Origin of the sequence: Salinicola sp. LHM (assembly GCF_034479735.1) — a bacterium.
Taxonomy (GTDB): Bacteria; Pseudomonadota; Gammaproteobacteria; order Pseudomonadales; family Halomonadaceae; genus Salinicola; species Salinicola salarius.
The window spans coordinates 2,518,492-2,537,701 of record NZ_CP140261.1; the positions used below are offsets into that span (position 1 = coordinate 2,518,492).

Here is a 19,210-nt window from a genome sequence, read left to right on the forward strand (position 1 = left end):
GCGAGAAGAATTCAGGGAAGGCAGGTGGTGGCTACGCCCTGATTCGAACAGGGGACCCCATCATTATGAGTGATGTGCTCTAACCAGCTGAGCTACGTAGCCAACGATGTTACTTGCATACTGCAGACGTTGCCGAGCGACAACGGGGGCGGACTATACCTGCGAGCTCGCCGAAGGACAAGCCCGCAGTGAAAATCGAGGCGAATTTCTGCGTCACCTCTCCTTTCGCGCCGCCGGCGTCGTCAGATATCCAGCGCCTGCTTGACTGCCGGCAAGCCCGGTTCGCCGTCGGCCGTCTTCACGCCTTCGAGCCATCCGTCCAGCGTTTCGGGATGGGCCTTGAGCCAGGCGCGAGCGGCGTCTTTCTCATCTTCGCCGTCGTCCATGATGCTGCCCATCACCTTGTTCTCCATATCCAGCGTGAAGCTCAGATTCTGGAGGAACTGGCCGACGTTGCCGCACTCGTCGATGTAGCCGGCACGGGTATTGGTGTAGACGGTTGCCCCGCCGTAATCCGGGCCGAAGTAATCGTCCGCGCCGGACAGATAGCCGATATCGAAGTTGGTATTCATCGGATGCGGCGCCCAACCCAGGAACACCATCCAGTCCTTGCTCTGGGTACGCGCTTTCACCTCGGCCAGCATGCCGGCTTCGCTGGAGTCGACCAGCTCCCAGTCGCCCAGACCGAAGGCATCGTCATCGATCATCTGCTGGATGATCATGTTGCCGTCGTTGCCCGCCTCGATGCCGAACAGTTTGTGGCCGAACTGGTCCGCATGCTCGTCCAGGTCGGCGACCGAAGTCACGCCAGCGTCGATGATGTATTGCGGCACGGCCAGGGTGTACTTGGCCCCTTCGAGATTCGGGCGGGGGCGATCGACCTGACCTTTCTCGATATAGGGGTCGCTGATCGATTTCATCGACGGCATCCAGTTGCCCAGGAAGACGTCGAAGTCGCCGTTCTTCATGCCCGCGTAGGCCACCGGCACGGAGACGGTATCGGAAGTCGCTTCGTAGCCGAGCCCTTCGAGCACGACGCTGGCCAGCGCGGTGGTGGCCTGAATGTCGGTCCAGCCCACCTCGGCGAAACGGACGCTCTGGCAGCTTTCGGGTTCCTGCGCCTGTGCCTGAGCCTGAGCCGCCGGTATTGCCGCCAGGCTGGCGCCGGCCAGGGTCCAGAGAATGGTCGAGTATTTCATGCTTCAACTCCCTGATCGTCTTGTAGGTTATCGTCAATAATCACTGCTTATCGAATGCCGAATTATTCATTCGATAGCACAATACAGTAGTTTTTATTGATTGACCGTTCAATAAAAAATTCCCATAATGGTGGCTCGCTGGGGATAAAAGCGAAGTTAATGAAAGCGGAATGGATGGGCGCCAGGTTGTTCAGCGCCATGCTCGAACCGTCTTCGGACGCCGCCTGAAGCGGGCGACTCGCAGACTTTCATCCCCTCAGCCCCGATTCAGGAGGAGCGCCGTGCCGAAACTGGGTATGCAGCCCATTCGTCGCCGACAATTGATTCAGGCAACGCTGGAAGCGATCGACGAGGTAGGGCTGGCCGACGCCACGATCGCGCGCATCGCCAAGCGCGCGGGCGTCTCTACCGGCATCATCAGCCACTACTTCGCCGGCAAGGACGGATTGCTGGAAGCGACCATGCGTCACGTTCTCAACGACCTGGGCACGGCGGTACTGGAGCGCCGCACGGCGCTGGGCAATGCGCCGCCGGAAGCCCACCTGCGCGCCATCATCGATGGCAACTTCGATCGCAGCCAGACCAGCCAATCGGTCATGAAGACCTGGCTGGCATTCTGGGCCAGCAGCATGCACCACCGCCCGCTTCAGCGGCTGCAGCGCGTCAACGATCGCCGGCTCTATTCCAACCTGAGCTGTCAGTTCCGGCGCGTGCTGCCCAAACAGGAAGCGAGAGATGCCGCCCGAGGCCTGGCGGCGCTGATCGACGGCCTGTGGCTGCGTGGCGCCCTGGCTCCGGAAGGGCTCAACGTGGAGCGCGCCCGCCGACTGGCCTACGACTACGTTCGAGTGCAGCTCGACGCCGCGAGGAACACCCGGACGCGCGCCAACGACTACGCTTGAAGCGGCGCCCCTCAGCAACGCTATTTCATTCGCCATCCGAAGGGAGAGTCATCATGGCACGACTCGAAACGCAGACACTTTACATCGACGGTCGCCACACGCCGGCCAGTGGCAACGAAACCTTCGACGCCGTCAATCCGGCGAATGGCGAGATCATTGCCAGCGTCCAGCAGGCAACGGCGGCCGATGTCGACAAGGCGATCGACAGCGCCCAGCGTGCCCAACGCCAGTGGGCGGCGATGACCGGGATGGAGCGGGCGCGAATCCTGCACAAGGCGGTCGCCCTGCTGCGTGAACGCAACGACGAACTCGCCGAGCTCGAAACGCTGAACACCGGCAAGCCGATCAGCGAGACGGCCAGCGTCGACATCGTGACCGGGGCGGACGCACTGGAGTACTTCGCCGGGCTGGCGCCGACCATCGAGGGAACGCAGATCCCGCTGCGCGAGGACTCGTTCGTCTATACCCGCCGCGAGCCGCTGGGTGTCATCGGCGCCATCGGCGCGTGGAACTACCCGATCCAGATCGCCTGCTGGAAAGCCGCCCCGGCCCTGGCCGCAGGCAACGCGGTGGTGTTCAAGCCGAGCGAAGTCACGCCGTTGACCGCGATGAAACTGGCGGAAATCTTTACCGAAGCCGGCCTGCCGGACGGCGTGTTCAACGTCGTTCACGGCGACGGTAGCGTCGGCGCCATGCTCACCGAGCATCCGGGCCTGGCCAAGATCACCTTCACCGGCGAAGTGGGCACCGGCAAGAAGGTCATGTCCGCCGCGGCCAGTTCCACGCTGAAGCAAGTCACCATGGAACTCGGCGGCAAGTCGCCGCTGATCGTCTTCGACGATGCCGATCTCGATCGTGCCGCCGACGGCGCCATGATGGCCAACTTCTACTCCAGCGGCCAGGTCTGCACCAACGGCACCCGCGTGTTCGTGCACAGCTCGGTCAAGGAAGCGTTCGAAGCCAAGATCGTCGAGCGCGTCAATCGCATCAAGGCCGGCGACCCGCTGAATCCGGAAACCAACTTCGGCCCGCTGGTCAGCTTCGAGCATCTGGAAAAGGTCTCCGGCTACCTGGAGACCGCCAGGCAGGACGGCGCCCGCTTGCTGGTAGGCGGTAACCGCATGACCGATGGCGATTTCGCCGGCGGCGCCTGGGTCGCCCCGACCGTGTATACCGACTGCCAGGACGAGATGCGCATCGTCCGCGAGGAGATCTTCGGGCCGATCATGGCGATCCTGTCCTTCGACGACGAGGAAGAGGTGATCCGCCGCGCCAACGATACCGAATACGGCCTGGCCGCCGGCCTGTTCACCGAAGGGCTCAACCGTGCTCACCGGGTCATCCACCGGATCGAAGCCGGCATCTGCTGGATCAACACCTGGGGCGACTCCCCCGCCGAAATGCCGGTGGGCGGCTACAAGCAGTCCGGCATCGGCCGAGAGAACGGCATCGAGACATTGGCGCACTATACCCAGACCAAATCCGTGCAGATCGAGATGGGGCCGTTCGCCTCGGTGTTTTGACATCAGCGACGAGCCACGGGCCATGAGCTGCGAGCTGAAGGTCAAAAACGGAAAACCGGCGCGGGCCGCAAAGGAAATCATCGGCTAACGTCTGAGGTTCGCAAGCCCTTCGCTCGAAGCTGCTTTGTACAGCGCCCCAAAGCCGGCGCTAGTCGAAGCTCGTAGCTCGTAGCTCGTAGCTCGTAGCTCGTAGCTCGTAGCTCGTAGCTCGTAGCTCGTAGCTCGTAGCTCGTAGCTCGTAGCTCGTAGCTCGTAGCTCGTAGCTCGTAGCTTAATTTTCTAGAAGGAGCGTGTGTATGCAACAGGCTCAGGAATTCGATTACATCATCATCGGTGCCGGTTCGGCGGGTAACGTGCTCGCCACCCGCCTGACCGAGGATCCGGCGGTCAGCGTGCTGCTGCTGGAAGCCGGCGGGCCGGATTATCGCGCCGACTTCCGCACCCAGATGCCGGCAGCGCTGGCGTACCCGCTGCAGGGCAAGCGTTACAACTGGGCGTTCGAGACCGACCCGGAACCGCACATGGACAACCGTCGCATGGAGTGCGGGCGCGGCAAGGGGCTGGGCGGCTCCTCGTTGATCAATGGCATGTGCTATATCCGCGGCAACGCGCTGGATCTGGACAACTGGGCCAAGCAACCCGGGCTTGAGGACTGGACCTATCGCGACTGCCTGCCCTACTACCGCAAGGCGGAAACCCGCGATATCGGCCCCAACGACTACCACGGCGGCGACGGCCCTCTGAGCGTGGCGACGCCCAAGGCCGGCAACAATCCGCTGTATCAGGCGTTCATCGAGGCTGGCGTGCAGGCGGGCTATCCGCGTACCGACGACCTCAACGGCTATCAGCAGGAAGGCTTCGGCCCCATGGATCGGTCGACGACGCCCAACGGCCGGCGCTCTTCGACCGCCCGCGGCTACCTGGATATCGCCAAGCGGCGCGAGAACCTGACTATCGTCACCCACGCCACGACCGATCGAATCCTGTTCGAGGATCAGCGCGCCATCGGCGTCAACTACCTGCACGACCATCTCAACAACAGCCAGCCCCGCCAGGCGCTGGCGCGTCGCGAAGTGCTGCTGTGCGGCGGCGCGATCGCCTCGCCGCAGATTCTGCAGCGCTCGGGCGTGGGCAATCCGGCGCTGCTGGAGAAGCTGGGCATTCCGGTCGTGCACCCGCTCAAGGGCGTCGGCGAGAATCTGCAGGATCACCTGGAGATGTACATCCAGTACGAGTGCAAGGAGCCGGTATCGCTCTATCCGGCGCTCAAGTGGTACAACCAGCCGAAGATCGGCGCGGAATGGATGTTTCTGGGCAAGGGTGTCGGCGCCAGCAACCAGTTCGAGGCCGGCGGCTTCATCCGCACCGACGACAGCGAGGAGTGGCCCAATCTTCAGTACCATTTCCTGCCGATCGCGATCAGCTACAACGGCAAGAGCGCGGTCCAGGCGCACGGTTTCCAGGCCCACGTCGGCTCGATGCGCTCCGAAAGCCGCGGTCGCGTCCAACTGCGGGACAGAAATCCGCGCAGCGCACCCAGCATCCTGTTCAACTACATGTCTACCCAGCGCGACTGGGAAGAGTTTCGCGCCGCGATCCGCCTGACCCGGGAGATCATCGCCCAGCCGGCGATGGATGCCTATCGCGGCCGGGAGATTTCGCCAGGACCGGACGTGCAGTCCGACGAGCAGCTCGACGCTTTCGTGCGCGAGCACGCCGAGACCGCCTACCACCCCTGTGGCACCTGCCGCATGGGCACCGGCGACGATGCGGTGGTCGACCATGAAGGCCGTGTCCACGGCATCGAAAGCCTGCGCGTCATTGACGCCTCGATCATGCCCCAGATCGTGACCGGCAACCTCAATGCCACCACCATCATGATCGCCGAGAAGCTCGCCGACCGGGTGCGGGGTCGCGAGCCGCTGCCACGCTCCGACGCTCCCTACTACGTGGCCAACGGCGTCCCGGCCCGCCAGACCCCGGCCAAAAGCGCCTGACGAATCACGGGGCGCCGACGCGCCCCTGATCGACGTCCGCTCGCTCCGTGGCGTGCACCTGCCTGACCGCCATTGCCGCACTGAGATGCCCTTCCCGCGCTTTCTGCCTGCCCCGCACTGCCTGGGCCGGGCATCGTCTCGGCGCCATTCGGGGCGGTTGCGCTTCGAAAACGGCTGATGCAACGTTCACATTCTTGGTCGCGAAGATGATTTTATTCGCGAAGATGATTTCGTCCGTGAAGATGATTTTGCCCGCGGAGATGATTTGCGCGCTAATTGCGCATTGTTCGAACAGTGTTCCGTTACACTGGGTTCGTCTTTACGCTAGCCCCGCCTCTGTCGTGAGTTCGTCATAAAGCCAGTACAAGGACCGTTGCCCGTTATGCCCTCTTCCTCTTCGTCGCCTCAGAATCGTCGACCGCTACGCTGGCTGTGGCTGCTGTTACTGGTGATCATCGTGGCCGCCGTTGCCTATTACATGTTCGGCCGAGGCGAAGACTCGCAAGCACCCGATGGCAACGCCGGGCAAGCCGGTGGGCGCGGCGCGATGACGACTGCCATTTCCGCCGTGGCCGCCAGCCAAGGCGATCTGCCGATCGAGCTGACCGCGCTGGGCACGGTACGCCCGCTTCAGAGCGTCGCCGTGCGCCCCCGCGTCGAAGGCGAGCTGCTGTCGGTGAATTTCGAGGAAGGCGAGACGGTCCAGAAAGGGCAGCAGCTTGCGCAGGTCGACCCGCGCGATTATCAGGCGCAACTGGATCAGGCCAAGGGCCAGCTCGCCCAGGATCAGGCCCAGCTAGCCTCCGCCCGCGAAGACCTGGCTCGCTACGAAAAGCTGATCGATTCCAACTATGTTTCGCAGCAGGAACTGGAACAGCAGCGTCAACTGGTGCGTCAGTACGAGGGCACCGTCGCCAGCGATCAGGCCAGCGTCCAGAGCGCCCAGGTCCAGCTCGACTATACCGACATCGTCGCGCCGATTACCGGCGTGGTGGGGATTCGCAACGTCGACCCCGGCAACATCATCCAGCTTGGCGACGACGAGCCCATCGTCACCATCACCCAGCTCGACCCGATCTCGGTGATCTTCTCGCTGCCCAGCCGCTATGTCGACACGGTCCGTGGGCGCCTGGCCGCCGGCGATCATCCAGCGGTGAGCGTGACCGGCACCGATGGCGAAACCTACTCGGGCCAGTTGAGCAGCATCGACAGCAACATCAACAGCGCCACCGGCACGATTCGGCTGCGCGCCACCTTCGACAATCCGGTCGGCGGTCTCTATCCCAACGCCTACGTCGATGTCAGCCTGGTTTCGCAGATCCTGCGCGATCAGGTCATCGTGCCGGAACCGGCGGTACAGACCGGCCAGGACGGCAACTACGTCTACGTGGTCAAGGATGACGACACCGTCACCCGCCGCGAGGTCACGCTGGTCGCGACCCAGAACTCTCAGAGCGCGCTCTCGTCCGGCATCGAGGCCGGAGAACGGGTGGTGGTGGACGGCGTCGACAGCCTGCGGGAAGGGGCCAGGGTACGGGTGGTCAGCGATGCCCTGCCGGGAGAATCGAGCGACGAGGTTGCGGACCCGGCCAGCAGCGACGTAGCGAAACAGGCCGGCGGTGACGGCAGCGCGTCATGAATCCGTCTCGCCTCTTCATCCTGCGCCCGGTCGCCACGTCGCTGGTGATGCTGGCGATCCTGATCGCGGGCGCCCTCTCCTATCGGCTGCTGACGATTTCGTCGCTGCCGGAGGTGGAATTCCCGACGATCCAGGTCACCACGCTCTATCCCGGCGCCGGCCCGGACGTGATGCTCTCCCACGTCACCTCGCCACTGGAGGACGAGCTCGGCGAAATCTCGGGGCTGGAGGACATGAGTTCGACCAGTACCGGCGGCGCCTCGCTGATCACGCTGCGGTTCTCGCTCGATTCCGACCTGGGCGTCGCCGAGCAGGAGGTGCAGGCAGCGTTGAGCCAGGCCGAGACGCTGCTGCCGGACGACCTGCCCCGCCCGCCCAGCTACAGCAAGGTCAACCCGGCGGACACGCCGATCATGACGCTGGCCGTCAGCTCGGACACCCTGCCGCTGACCCAGGTCTATGATCTGGTCGACACGCGCATGGCACAGAAGATCGCCCAGATCAGCGGCGTGGGCCAGGTCAAGCTGGCCGGCGGCCACCAGCCGGCCGTGCGGATTACCGTCGACTCCCGCCAGCTCGCGGCCTACGGGCTCGACCTTGCGGCGGTGCGCAGCGCCGTCGATGCCGCCAACGTCAACCAGGCCAAGGGCACGCTGTACGGCCCCTACCGCGCCTACAGCATCGACGCCAACGACCAGTTGCTGTCGGCGAGCGGATATCGCGACCTGATTCTCAAGACCGACGACGGATCGGTGCTGCGCCTGTCAGACGTGGCCACCGTCGAGGATGGCGCCGAGAACGCCTATCTCTCGGCCTGGGCCAACCGCGAAGGCGCAATTCTCATCGATGTGCTGCGTCAGCCCGGCGCCAACGTGGTGGGTGTCGCCGATGCCATCAAGCAGAGCCTGCCGGCCCTGGAAAACACGCTGCCGGCCAGTGTCGAGGTCAAGGTGCTCACCGACCGCACCACGACCATTCGCGCCGCGGTGGAAGACGTGCAGTTCGAGCTGATCCTCGCCATCGGGCTGGTAGTGATGGTGACCTTCCTGTTCCTGCGCAACATTCCGGCCACGCTGATTCCCAGTCTGGCCGTACCGCTGTCGCTGGTCGGCACCTTCGGCGCGATGTACCTGGCCGGGTTCAGCCTCAACAACCTGACCCTGATGGCGCTGACCATCGCCACCGGCTTCGTCATCGACGACGCCATCGTGGTGCTGGAAAACATCACCCGCTACATCGAGAAAGGCGAGAAACCGCTGGCGGCCGCGCTCAAGGGCTCCCGGCAGATCGCCTTCACCATCGTCTCGCTGACGATCTCGCTGCTCGCCGTGCTGATTCCGCTGGTGTTCATGAGCGGCGTGGTCGGCGTACTGTTCCGGGAATTCGCACTGACCCTGGCAATCTCGATCCTGATCTCCGCCTTCGTGTCGCTGACGCTGACGCCGATGCTTTGCGCGCGTTGGCTGAAACATCGACCCGACGCCGCCGACCGCGGCGAGGAAGAGAACGACGACGAGGCCATGGTGCGCAACCGCCAGGGGCTGTTCGGTCGCGTGACGCGCGGCTACGAGCACGCGCTGGACTGGATCCTGCGCCACCAGACGCTGACGCTGCTGGTCGCGGTCGGCACCCTGGGCGTGACCGCCCTGCTGTTCGTCGCCACGCCCAAGGGGCTGTTTCCGGTACAGGACACCGGCGTCATTCGCGGCGTCACTACCGCCACGCAATCGACCTCGTTCGAGGCGATGTCGGCCCGCCAGCAGCAACTGGTCGACCGCCTGCTCGAGGACCCGGCCGTCGAAAGCCTCTCTTCCAGCGTGGGTATCGACGGCACCAACACCACGCTCAATGGCGGGCGCCTCTCGATCAATCTCAAGCCGCTGGACGAGCGCGACGACCTGGATAGCGTGTTGGCAAGGCTACGCAGCGAAAGCCACGATATCCCCGGCCTGTCGCTCGCCCTGCAGCCGGTGCAGGATCTGACGCTGGAAGACACCATCAGCCGCTACCCGTATCAGTTCGCGCTGACCCAGGGCGACCGCGAGGTGCTCAACGATGATGCCGCCAAACTGCTCGCGGCGCTGGAGAAGTCGCCGGCCATCGCCAACGTCAGCAGCGATGTCCAGAACGCCGGGCGCAAGCTCGAGGTCACCATCGATCGCGCTCGTGCCGGCCAGCTCGGCATCAGCGTCGCCGATATCGACGACGCGCTCTACGACGCCTTCGGCCAGCGCCTGATCTCGACCATCTTCACCCAGGCCAGCCAGTATCGCGTCGTGCTCGCCGCCAACGCAACCGACAGCGACGGCCCGCAGGCGCTGTCTCGCCTCTACGTCGCCAACGACGACGATGAGCTGGTGCCGCTGTCGACGCTGGTCACGCTGACCGAGCGCACCACGCCGCTGTCGCTGCAGCGCCAGAACCAGTTCCCCTCGGCATTGATGTCGTTCGCCGTCGCCGACGGCTACTCGCTGTCGGACGCCTTCGAGGCGGTCGACCAGGCGGCGGCCGGGACGCTGAGCGACCAGACCTCGCTGGACTATCGCGGCTCGGCGCTGGCCTATACCCAGTCCACCAGCGATACCCTTTGGCTGATTCTGGCCGCCATCGTCACCATGTACATCGTGCTGGGGATTCTCTACGAGAGCTATATCCACCCGCTGACGATCCTGTCGACGCTGCCCTCCGCCGCCATCGGCGCCCTGCTGGCGCTCCAGATCAGCGGCTACTCGCTGGGGCTGGTGGCGATCATCGGCATCATTCTGCTGATCGGCATCGTCAAGAAGAACGCCATCATGATGATCGACTTTGCCCTGGAGGCGCAGCGCGAGCGCGGCATGTCGGCGGAGAAGGCGATTCACACCGCCGCGCTGCTGCGTTTCCGGCCGATCATGATGACCACCTGCGCCGCACTGCTCGGTGCGTTGCCGCTGATGTTCGCCAGCGGCTACGGCGCCGAGCTTCGTCAGCCGCTGGGCATCACCATGGTCGGCGGGCTGTTGTTCAGCCAGTTGCTGACACTGTTCACCACGCCGGTGATCTACCTGTTCTTCGATCGTCTCGCCTCGCGCTGGCGACACGATGACGACGCCGAGCGTGACGAAACCGCGATCGGGGCCACATCGTGAGTCTGTCATCGCCCTTCGTTCGCCGACCGGTCGCGACCATTCTGCTGGCGCTGGCCGTGGTGCTGCTGGGGTCGCTCGCCTACGAGCGCCTTCCGGTGGCCCCGCTGCCCAATGTGTCGTTCCCGACCATTCTGGTCTCGGCGAGCCTGAGCGGGGCCAATCCGGAAACCATGGCCTCGACGGTAGCGACACCGCTGGAACGCTCGCTGGGCCGAATCCCCGGGATTACCCAGATGACCTCGTCGAGTTCGGACGGCTCCACCAGCGTGGTCATCCAGTTCGATCTCGACAAGGACATCAACGTGGCGGCGCAGGAGGTCCAGGCCGCGATCAACGATGCCCAGCCGCTGCTGCCCAGCGCCATGACCAGCCGCCCCCAGTATCGCAAGCTGAACCCGGCCTCGGCGCCGGTGATGATCCTCTCGCTGACCTCGGACGCCCTGCCCACCAGCGAGCTCTATCGTCTCGCCGACAGCAAGATCGCGCCGCCCATCGCCCAGGTGCCGGGGGTCGGCGACGTCAATGTCGGTGGCAGCTCCTCCCCCGCGGTCAGAGTGTCGATCGACCCGCGCAAGCTCAATCATGCCGGCATCACGCTCGATGCGGTGGCCGGCGCACTGCGGGCGGCGACGACCCAGTCCCCCACCGGCTTCGTGCAGACCGTCGAACACCGCTGGGAAGTGCAGACCGATTCCCAGTTGCTGAAAGCGAGCGACTACAGCCAGATCGTGATCGCCCGCGACGACGGCTCGCAGATGCGCCTGGGCGACGTGGCCACCATCACCGATGGTGTCGAGGATCGCTACAACGTCGGCTTCCAGAACGATCTGCCCGCCGTGCTGCTGGTGATCAGCAGCGCCAGCGGGGCCAACATCATCGACACCATCGCCGGCGTCAGGGAGCGACTCGACGAGATCCGCAGTCTGCTGCCGCAGAACATCAATCTCAGCGTGCAGCTCGACCGCGCGCCGGGCATCCAGGCATCGCTGCATGAAACCCAGCTGACGCTGCTGCTGGCGGTGATCCTGGTCGTGCTGGTGGTATTCGTGTTCCTTCGCAACGCTCGCGCCACCATCATTCCCAGCGTCGCGATTCCGGTGTCGCTGGTCGGCACCTTCGCCATGATGTGGGCGTTCGGCTTCTCGCTCGACACGCTGTCGCTGATGGCACTGATCGTGTCGATCGGCTTTCTGGTCGACGACGCCATCGTCGTGGTCGAGAATATCGCGCGGCATATCGAGCAGGGGGTGAAGCCCTTCCAGGCCGCGCTGCTGGGTGCCCGGGAGGTCGGCTTCACGGTGACCGCGATGAGCGTCTCGCTGGTGGCGGTGTTCATTCCGCTGCTGCTGCTCGGCGGCTTCATCGGCCGGATGTTCCACGAGTTCGCGGTGACCTTGTCGCTGGCCATCGGCGTCTCGCTGCTGGTGTCGTTGACGCTGACGCCGATGCTCTGTGCGCGCTGGCTCAAGCCGCATCCCGAACGTCAGCGCCAGCCCAGGTGGGAACGGGCCTTGACCGCGATCGGCAATGCGTTCGTGCGCGGCTACGCCAGGTCGCTGGACATTGCGCTGAAGCATCGCCGGCTGACGCTGCTCTCGCTGGTTGCCGTGATCGTCCTCAACGGCTACCTGTATACCGCCGTCGACAAGGGGTTCATTCCCGATCAGGATACCGGCCGCCTGCTCGGCACCATGCGCGGCGACCAGGCGCTGTCGTTCGAGGCCGTCTCGGACAAGCTCGGCCAGGTTCGCGAGCGGCTGCAGGCTGACCCTGCAGTGGAGAGCGTGCTGGGCTTCATGGGTAGCGGCGGCCCGGGCCGGGGCGGCTCCTCGGCGACGCTGTTCATCACCCTGAAAGCCGACCGCCAGGGCTCGACGCAGGCCATCGGCAATCGCCTGATGGCGAGCCTGCAGGGCCTGACCGGGGTCAGCACCTTCATGTTTCCGCTGCAGGACATCCGCGTTGGCGGCCGTTCCAGCAGCGCTTCCCAGTACGAGATCACGCTCAAGAGCGACGACCTCGATCTGCTCGGCGACTGGGCCGGCAAGGTCCAGCAGGCGATGCAGCAGGTCGACGGCATCACCGGCATCGACAGCGACAATCGTGGCGAGGGCTTGGCCGCCAGGCTGGTCGTCGACCGGGAGACCGCCTCGCGTCTCGGCGTCGACATGCGCACCATCGATACCGCGCTGGGCAACGCCTTCGCCCAGAGCAAGGTGGTGAGCCTCTACGACGCCGACGAACAGCGCTACGTGGTGATGGAGGTGGCTGCGCCCTATCGTCAGGCACCGGACGCGATCGGCGATCTCTACGTCAGCGGCAGCGATGGCGAGATGATCCCGATTTCGGCGTTCAGCCACGTCGAGCGCAGCACCACGCCGGTCAGCGTCAACCATCAGGGCCAGTTCGCCGCCTCGACGATCTCGTTCAATCTGGAGGACGGCGTTGCGCTGGGCGACGCCACGGCGCGTATTCGTCAGGCCGTCGACGCGCTCCACCTGCCTACCGACGTGCAGATCGATTTCGAGGGCAGTGCCGGCGCAGCCCAAAGCGGTATCGAGGCGATGCCGTGGCTGATTCTGGCCGCACTGGTCACCGTCTATCTGGTGCTGGGGATTCTCTACGAGAGCTACATCCACCCGCTGACGATCCTGTCGACGCTGCCCTCCGCCGGGGTGGGCGCGCTGCTGGCGCTGATGGCGCTGGATACGCCCTTCACCCTGATCGCGCTGATCGGCATCATCCTGTTGATCGGCGTGGTCAAGAAGAACGCGATCATGCTGGTCGACTTCGCGGTCGTCTGCGAGCGCGATCAGGGCATGACGCCGCAGGACGCGATTCGCCACGCCGCGCTGGTACGTTTCCGGCCGATCATGATGACCACGCTGGCCGCGCTGTTAGGCGCGCTGCCGCTGCTGCTCGGCACTGACGAGAATGCCGGCCTGCGGGCGCCGCTGGGCATCACCATCATCGGCGGGCTGATCGTCAGCCAGATACTGACGCTCTATACCACGCCGGTGGTCTATCTCTATCTCGACCGGCTCCATCGTCGGCTGCGACCCCGGCACATAGAGTCGACACAGACCCGCGAAGCGTGAGCGCTCGTAGCTCGTAGCTCGTAGCTCGTAGCTCGTAGCTCGTAGCTCGTAGCTCGTAGCTCGTAGCCAATAGTCCCAAAGGATGATCCCGGCGGCTCTAGTCAGCCGTCACGGGATCGGCTAGTCTGAAAACCAAATTCAAACGCTCGTCTGAATTTTCGTTTTCCTCTCGGAGCTCGTCATGATCACACTGCTGCTCATCGTCCTTGCCGTCATCGGCTGTCTGGTCGTCATGCGTCGCGAAGCCGGCGCGCTCGCGGCAATCGCCGTTCTTGTCGTGCTGGGTCTCGTCGGGCTGGCGCTGGATGCCGGCGTCATCGGCACGCTGCTGCTGATCGCGGCGATCGGCGTCGCCGCCTGTGGCCTCAAGCCGATCCGTCGCCTGTGGCTATCGCCGCGTCTGTTCGCGCTGTTCAAGAAGATCGCGCCGCGCGTTTCCGAAACCGAACGCGTCGCGCTGGATGCCGGCACCGTCGCCTGGGATGGCGAGCTGTTCAGCGGCCGCCCCGACTGGCAGAAGCTGCTCGACTTCGACAACGCCGGCCTGAGCGAAGAGGAGCAGGCGTTCATCGACAACCAGTGCTCCGTGGCCGCCGGGATGTGCAACGCCTGGGAAATCGCCCGCGAGCGCGCCGACATGCCGGAAGCGCTGTGGGAGTACCTGAAGAAAGAACGCTTCTTCGGCATGATCATTCCCAAGTCCTACGGCGGTCTCGAGTTCTCGGCCAAGGCGCAATCCGCCGTGCTGCAGAAGCTCGCCTTCAACGAAACCCTGATGAGCACGGTCGGCGTACCCAACTCGCTCGGCCCCGGCGAGCTGCTGCTGAAATACGGCACCGAGGCACAGAAGAATCACTACCTGCCGCGCCTCGCCGATGGCCGTGACGTCCCCTGCTTCGCGCTGACCGGGCCACGCGCCGGCAGCGATGCCACTTCGATCCCGGACGTCGGCATCGTCTGCCGCGGCATGCACAACGGCGAAGAGGTGCTGGGGCTGAAGCTGACCTTCGAGAAGCGCTGGATCACGCTGGCGCCGATCGCCACGGTAGTCGGTCTCGCGTTTCGCATGTTCGACCCGGACAACCTGCTGGAGCGCGGCGAGAGCGACATCGGCATCACTTGCGCACTGATTCCCCGCGAGACGGAAGGCCTGCAGATCGGCCGCCGCCACCATCCGATCGGCAGCCCGTTCATGAACGGCCCGATTCGCGGCAAGGACGTGTTCATCCCGCTGGACTACCTGATCGGCGGGCTCGACATGGCCGGCCAGGGCTGGCGCATGCTGGTCGAATGTCTTTCGGTGGGCCGCTGCATCACCCTGCCTTCCGGTGCCGCGGGCATCGGCCGCTACGCGGTGGGCTGGAGCGGCGGCTTCACGCGGATTCGTCGCCAGTTCAACATCGCCGTGGCGGACATGGAAGGCGTCCAGGAGCCGCTGGCGCGCATCGCCGCCAAGGCCTACATCTCCCAGGCCGCCGTCATGCAGACGGCCAACACCATCGACCACGGCGTCAAGCCGGCGGTGCCGTCAGCGATTCTCAAGAGCCAGCTGACCGAATTCCAGCGCGAGGTTCTGGCCGACGCGATGGATGTCCACGGCGGCCGCACGGTCACGCTCGGCCCCCGCAACTACCTCGGCATCGGCTACAGCGCCAACCCGGTCTCCATCACTGTCGAAGGCGCCAACATCATGACCCGCAACCTGATGATCTTCGGTCAGGGTGCGATCCGCTGCCATCCTTACGTCCTCAAGGAGCTGGCCGCCAAGGATGCGGACGATTTCGCGGCCTTCGATCGCCTGTTCTTCCGCCATATCGGGCTGATCTTCGGCAACGGCGCGCGTGCCTTCACCCAGGCACTGGGTCTCGGCCGGCCCAAGGTGCCCTTCGACGCGATCGCTGCGCCCTACGCGCAGGACGCCGCCCGGCTCTCTTCCGCCTTCAGCCTGTGCGCGGATGCGGCCATGGCCAGCCTCGGCTCCAAGCTCAAGCAGCGCGAGATGATTTCGGCGCGTCTGGGTGACGTGCTGTCGAACCTCTATCTGCTGTCGATGGTGCTCAAGCAGTGGCACGAGACGGACCGCGTCGACAATGAAGCCGCGCTGTTCCATTACAGCTGTCGGCTGCTGCTGAACCGTGCCGAGCAGGCGCTGATCGACCTGTTCGACAACCTGCCCAACCGGGCGCTGGCCAATACGTTGTCGTTCGTCACGCAACCGTTGGGGCGTCGCTGGCACAAGCCGCAGGATACGCTGACCCGCGAGATTGCCAGAGCGATCTCTACCGACAGCGCGCTGCGCCACAAGCTGACGCGCAATACCTGGGATACCTGGGAGGAAGGACAGAAGGACAACCCGCTGGCACGCTACAACGCGCTGCTGGCCAACGCCGAGCGCGCCGAGACGATCTATCGCACGCTCAACAAGGCACGGGTCAAGAAGGCCCTGCCCGAGGTCGCGCTGCACCCCGAACAGTGGATAGACGCGGCCCACGAAACCGGGCTGCTGAACGACGAAGATGCCGCGTTCATGCGTGCACATGAAGCCGAAGTGCTGGACATGCTGACGGTGGACGACTTCGCCTTCGACGCCTTCGCGATGCGGCAGCAAAGCGCTAGTGCCAGCCACCAGACCGACGAAACCGTTGCCTGACTCCGCCAGACCATACACGCCAGACCATACACGCCAGACCACAGAAGCCCCGCTCATCGAGCGGGGCTTCTGTTTGTCGAGGGGAGTCTCTGCTTGATGAAAAAATCTTCGAGCTTCGCCAGAGCCACCCCAAGCGCCTTTCAAGACCGTACTGGACGATAATCGCGAAGCTGGGTCTTGCGACATGGATGTCGCAAGAGGCATGCCGGGACAGGGATGCCCTTGCATGCCGACCCTAAGCGCAGCGATTGATCGGCCAGGGTTTCACGGTTTGTGGCGCGAAAAGAGGGGGAGCGGCGAGGGGGCGAGCGTTAAGCCCCCTCGTCATCATGCGCGATAGGATAGGTAAGGTTTCGACAGTGGTAAGCTTACGTCGAAGGGGCAAATTGCCTTGGTAAAAAGCTGATTATCAAACAGCCCTCGCTTTACGACCCGATACGAGTGCTGATGGCGGATTACGATCTACTGCCCCAACACCTGCAGCTGCACTTCGGCGGCACCCTCATGAACCATGCCGAGCTGCTCCGCCGCCTTTCGGGAAAGATCGATGATGCGACCGTCGACGAACGGGCCGCGATCGTTGATGCGCACCACGGCCGTCTCGCCGGAATCCAGCGCGGTCACCTTCACCTTGGTCCCGAACGGCAAGGTCTTGTGCGCCGCCGTCATCGCCTGGCTGTCGTAGGGTTCGCCACTGGCGGTCGGCCGCCCTTCGAAGTAGGAGGCGTAGTAGGTCGCCTCACCCCGACGCGGCTTGCCCATCGGCGATGCGCTGGCCCGCGTGTCGGCGGCCTTGCGCTTGATGCTGGCGTCTCGCCTGGCGGACTCCTTCTTGCCGGGCTTGCTACCGGACTTACCGGTCGCGGCCACCGGCGGCGGTGACGAAGTCGCTTCCCAGCCCTGCGGATGATAGGGCGACGCACAGCCCGCCAGTAGAACCGATGCGATGGCAGCGGCGAACAGCGTCTTGCGAACGCGGCGCTCTCGAGAGGATGCCGGCCTTGCCGGCGAGAGCCTGTCGTCGGTGGTATCGAATGTCATCGTGATTGACCTGGCATGGATCATCTGGCCTCGACGCGCCGCGGAGAAACTGGCGAAATGCGGGCGCCATCGTCGTACTACGACAACGACAATCGCTGTTCGCTCACGAAAGCGGCCAAATAAGTGAACGCGATGATAAGTGAGTACGATAAGTGGGTACGATGATCAGTGAACACGATGGAATGATCGCCCCACGTCGCGACCGCCACGCGATCAGGGAACCAAAAGGCCGGCGTCGCCCGTTCAGACGACGCCGGCCTCTGCATGGGTAGCGATGGCTCAGGGGATCAGAATCGTGGATCCCGTCGTCTGGCGTGAGGCCAACGCCTCCTGCGCCTTGCCGGCCTCTTCCAGCTTGAAGCGCTGGGCGATATCGATATTGACCTTGCCGCTCTCGAGCATGTCGAACAGGTCGAGACACATCTCCTCGAAGCGCTCCCGCGTATCGGCATAGCCGTTGAGGCTGGGGCGCGTCAGGTAGAGCGAGCCCTTCTGGTTGAGGATGCCCACGTTGACACCTTCGACCGCGCCGGAAGCGTTGCCGAAGCTGACCATCAAGCCTCGCGGCGCCAGGCAGTCCAGCGAGGTCATCCAGGTATCCTTGCCGACGGAGTCATAGACCACCGGCACCATCGCGCCGCCAGTCAGCTCGCGAACGCGCTCGACGACATTTTCCTCGCGGTAGTTGATCGTTGCCCAGGCGCCATTCTTCTTCGCCAGTTCGGCCTTTTCGGCGGAACCGACGGTACCGATCACCTTGACACCCAGCGCGTTGGCCCACTGGCAGGCGATCGACCCCACTCCACCGGCGGCAGCGTGGAAGAGGATGGTTTCGCCCCCTTCCAGCGGAAACGTCTGGCGCAGCAGATACTGGGTGGTCAAGCCCTTGAGCATGGCAGCCGCGGCGGTCTCGAAGGAGATACTTTCCGGCAACTGGACGACCTTGTCCGCCGGCAGCACGTGATATTCCGAATAGGAGCCGAGCGGCCCCTGGGCGTAAGCGACGCGATCCCCCCTTTCGAGGTGGGTCACGCCTTCGCCGACCGCATCCACCACCCCGGCCCCTTCGGTGCCCAGACCGGATGGCATGGAGGGCGCCGGATAGAGACCGGTGCGGAAGTAGATATCGATGAAGTTGAGTCCGATGGCGTGGTTCTTGACCCTGACCTCTCCCGCCTTGGGGGCGGCAGGTTCGAATTCGACGGTTTCGAGAACCTCCGGGCCGCCGGTACGGGCGAACTGAATACGCTTGGCCATGACGTTTCCTTGTTGGGTGATGACTCTCGGTCTGACATCCAAGCGCCATTCCCGAGGCGGGTCAAGTCAGGAGCGGCACGCGTCGCGGCCGTCAGACATTGGTCGAAGCCGGCTTTACAAACTATTCGAGTAACGTTCCAGGGCGGCAACGAAGCGCGTCTTGTATTCCTCGAAGGTCTTCGGCTGCTCCTTGAAGGTACGCACGATACCGTCGCCGTTGAAGCGCACCATGTTGGGCAGCGCTCCTCTCACCGGCGCCGGATGCAGCGGCCCCAGACCGATGCGCAGACCCTCTTCGCCATCCACCCAGCGCTCGATGCCGCAACGCCGGAAGAATGTTTCTCCCGCCTCGTCGCTGGCCGTCACGCGCAGCGGCGCCTTCTCCGCCAGGGTCCTGACCAGTTGCCGGCTATGCCGGGTGTTGCCTTTCCCCTCCGGCGTCGACAGCATGCCGACTTCCATGGTTCCGCCGTCGACATCGGAGGAAATCAGCGCCAGGCAAAGAATGGTGCCGTCGTCTTCGGTCAGCGCGAACAGCCGCGCCGCCTCCTGCTCGAACAGCACGCCCTGGGTGCCGGCGAACGTCACCAGCGGGGCCAGGCCCGCTTCCTGTCCATAGACACTGGCACACAGCTTGGCGAGACACGCTTCGCGGGTTTCAGGGTTCTTGACGTGAACGACCTTCATCATGCTTCTCCTGACTTGTTGCCTTGTGGCGCGCTGCCGGCGGCTTCGGGCCGGTGTAATAAGCCGCGCAGCCTATCATATCGTCACGT

Annotated in this window: 11 protein-coding genes and 1 tRNA gene; 7 read left to right on the forward strand and 5 right to left on the reverse strand. The window is 64.3% G+C overall.

Going from position 1 to position 19,210, the window contains the following annotated elements:
- Nucleotides 1–25: 25 nt before the first annotated feature.
- Nucleotides 26–102 (reverse strand) — tRNA-Met (locus R5R73_RS11580).
- 140 nt (nucleotides 103–242) lie between these two features.
- On the reverse strand, nucleotides 243–1,199 hold the full coding sequence (locus R5R73_RS11585; protein WP_322527584.1) for a choline ABC transporter substrate-binding protein: 957 nt from the start codon (nucleotides 1,197–1,199) through the stop codon (nucleotides 243–245).
- 281 nt (nucleotides 1,200–1,480) lie between these two features.
- On the opposite strand from R5R73_RS11585, the gene betI reads away from it, so the two are divergent.
- From betI to R5R73_RS11620, 7 genes are all read left to right on the forward strand, one after another.
- On the forward strand, nucleotides 1,481–2,101 hold the full coding sequence (betI, locus tag R5R73_RS11590; protein ID WP_110634608.1) for a transcriptional regulator BetI: 621 nt from the start codon (nucleotides 1,481–1,483) through the stop codon (nucleotides 2,099–2,101).
- Between the two features lie 53 nt (nucleotides 2,102–2,154).
- On the forward strand, nucleotides 2,155–3,624 hold the full coding sequence (gene betB, locus R5R73_RS11595) for a betaine-aldehyde dehydrogenase (protein ID WP_071232207.1): 1,470 nt from the start codon (nucleotides 2,155–2,157) through the stop codon (nucleotides 3,622–3,624).
- A 296-nt stretch (nucleotides 3,625–3,920) separates the two neighbouring features.
- The gene (gene betA / locus R5R73_RS11600; RefSeq protein ID WP_322527585.1) at nucleotides 3,921–5,621 is read left to right on the forward strand and encodes a choline dehydrogenase; all 1,701 of its coding nucleotides are present in this window, start codon (nucleotides 3,921–3,923) and stop codon (nucleotides 5,619–5,621) included.
- A 382-nt stretch (nucleotides 5,622–6,003) separates the two neighbouring features.
- Entirely contained in the window at nucleotides 6,004–7,260 is a 1,257-nt protein-coding gene (locus tag R5R73_RS11605; RefSeq protein ID WP_276232670.1) for an efflux RND transporter periplasmic adaptor subunit, read from the forward strand.
- Complete coding sequence (locus R5R73_RS11610) at nucleotides 7,257–10,388, forward strand: multidrug efflux RND transporter permease subunit (RefSeq protein ID WP_322527586.1); 3,132 nt, start codon at nucleotides 7,257–7,259, stop codon at nucleotides 10,386–10,388. The genes R5R73_RS11605 and R5R73_RS11610 overlap by 4 nt, the downstream gene beginning before the upstream one ends.
- On the forward strand, nucleotides 10,385–13,486 hold the full coding sequence (locus R5R73_RS11615; protein ID WP_322527587.1) for an efflux RND transporter permease subunit: 3,102 nt from the start codon (nucleotides 10,385–10,387) through the stop codon (nucleotides 13,484–13,486). The genes R5R73_RS11610 and R5R73_RS11615 overlap by 4 nt, the downstream gene beginning before the upstream one ends.
- Before the next feature lie 181 nt (nucleotides 13,487–13,667).
- Nucleotides 13,668–16,136, forward strand: coding sequence for an acyl-CoA dehydrogenase (locus R5R73_RS11620; protein ID WP_322527588.1), 2,469 nt, complete (start codon nucleotides 13,668–13,670; stop codon nucleotides 16,134–16,136).
- A 462-nt stretch (nucleotides 16,137–16,598) separates the two neighbouring features.
- Here R5R73_RS11620 and R5R73_RS11625 read toward each other — a convergent pair whose 3' ends face one another.
- The 3 genes from R5R73_RS11625 to R5R73_RS11635 all read right to left on the reverse strand — a co-directional run bounded on the left by R5R73_RS11625 (nucleotide 16,599) and on the right by R5R73_RS11635 (nucleotide 19,124).
- Nucleotides 16,599–17,177, reverse strand: coding sequence for a septal ring lytic transglycosylase RlpA family protein (locus R5R73_RS11625; RefSeq protein WP_322527589.1), 579 nt, complete (start codon nucleotides 17,175–17,177; stop codon nucleotides 16,599–16,601).
- A gap of 279 nt (nucleotides 17,178–17,456) precedes the next feature.
- Nucleotides 17,457–18,434 carry an NADPH:quinone reductase gene (locus R5R73_RS11630; protein WP_322527590.1) on the reverse strand — a complete coding sequence of 326 codons (978 nt, stop codon included), beginning with the start codon at nucleotides 18,432–18,434 and terminating at the stop codon, nucleotides 17,457–17,459.
- 114 nt (nucleotides 18,435–18,548) lie between these two features.
- Complete coding sequence (locus R5R73_RS11635; protein WP_322527591.1) at nucleotides 18,549–19,124, reverse strand: hypothetical protein; 576 nt, start codon at nucleotides 19,122–19,124, stop codon at nucleotides 18,549–18,551.
- Nucleotides 19,125–19,210 lie beyond the last annotated feature (86 nt).

Coding starts and splice junctions, on each gene's coding strand:
- R5R73_RS11585 (WP_322527584.1), bottom strand. CDS start 1,199: ATGAAATACTCGACCATTCTCTGGACCCTGGCCGGCGCCAGCCTGGCG.
- betB (WP_071232207.1), top strand. CDS start 2,155: ATGGCACGACTCGAAACGCAGACACTTTACATCGACGGTCGCCACACG.
- betA (WP_322527585.1), top strand. CDS start 3,921: ATGCAACAGGCTCAGGAATTCGATTACATCATCATCGGTGCCGGTTCG.
- R5R73_RS11605 (WP_276232670.1), top strand. CDS start 6,004: ATGCCCTCTTCCTCTTCGTCGCCTCAGAATCGTCGACCGCTACGCTGG.
- R5R73_RS11610 (WP_322527586.1), top strand. CDS start 7,257: ATGAATCCGTCTCGCCTCTTCATCCTGCGCCCGGTCGCCACGTCGCTG.
- R5R73_RS11620 (WP_322527588.1), top strand. CDS start 13,668: ATGATCACACTGCTGCTCATCGTCCTTGCCGTCATCGGCTGTCTGGTC.
- R5R73_RS11625 (WP_322527589.1), bottom strand. CDS start 17,177: ATGACATTCGATACCACCGACGACAGGCTCTCGCCGGCAAGGCCGGCA.
- R5R73_RS11630 (WP_322527590.1), bottom strand. CDS start 18,434: ATGGCCAAGCGTATTCAGTTCGCCCGTACCGGCGGCCCGGAGGTTCTC.
- R5R73_RS11635 (WP_322527591.1), bottom strand. CDS start 19,124: ATGATGAAGGTCGTTCACGTCAAGAACCCTGAAACCCGCGAAGCGTGT.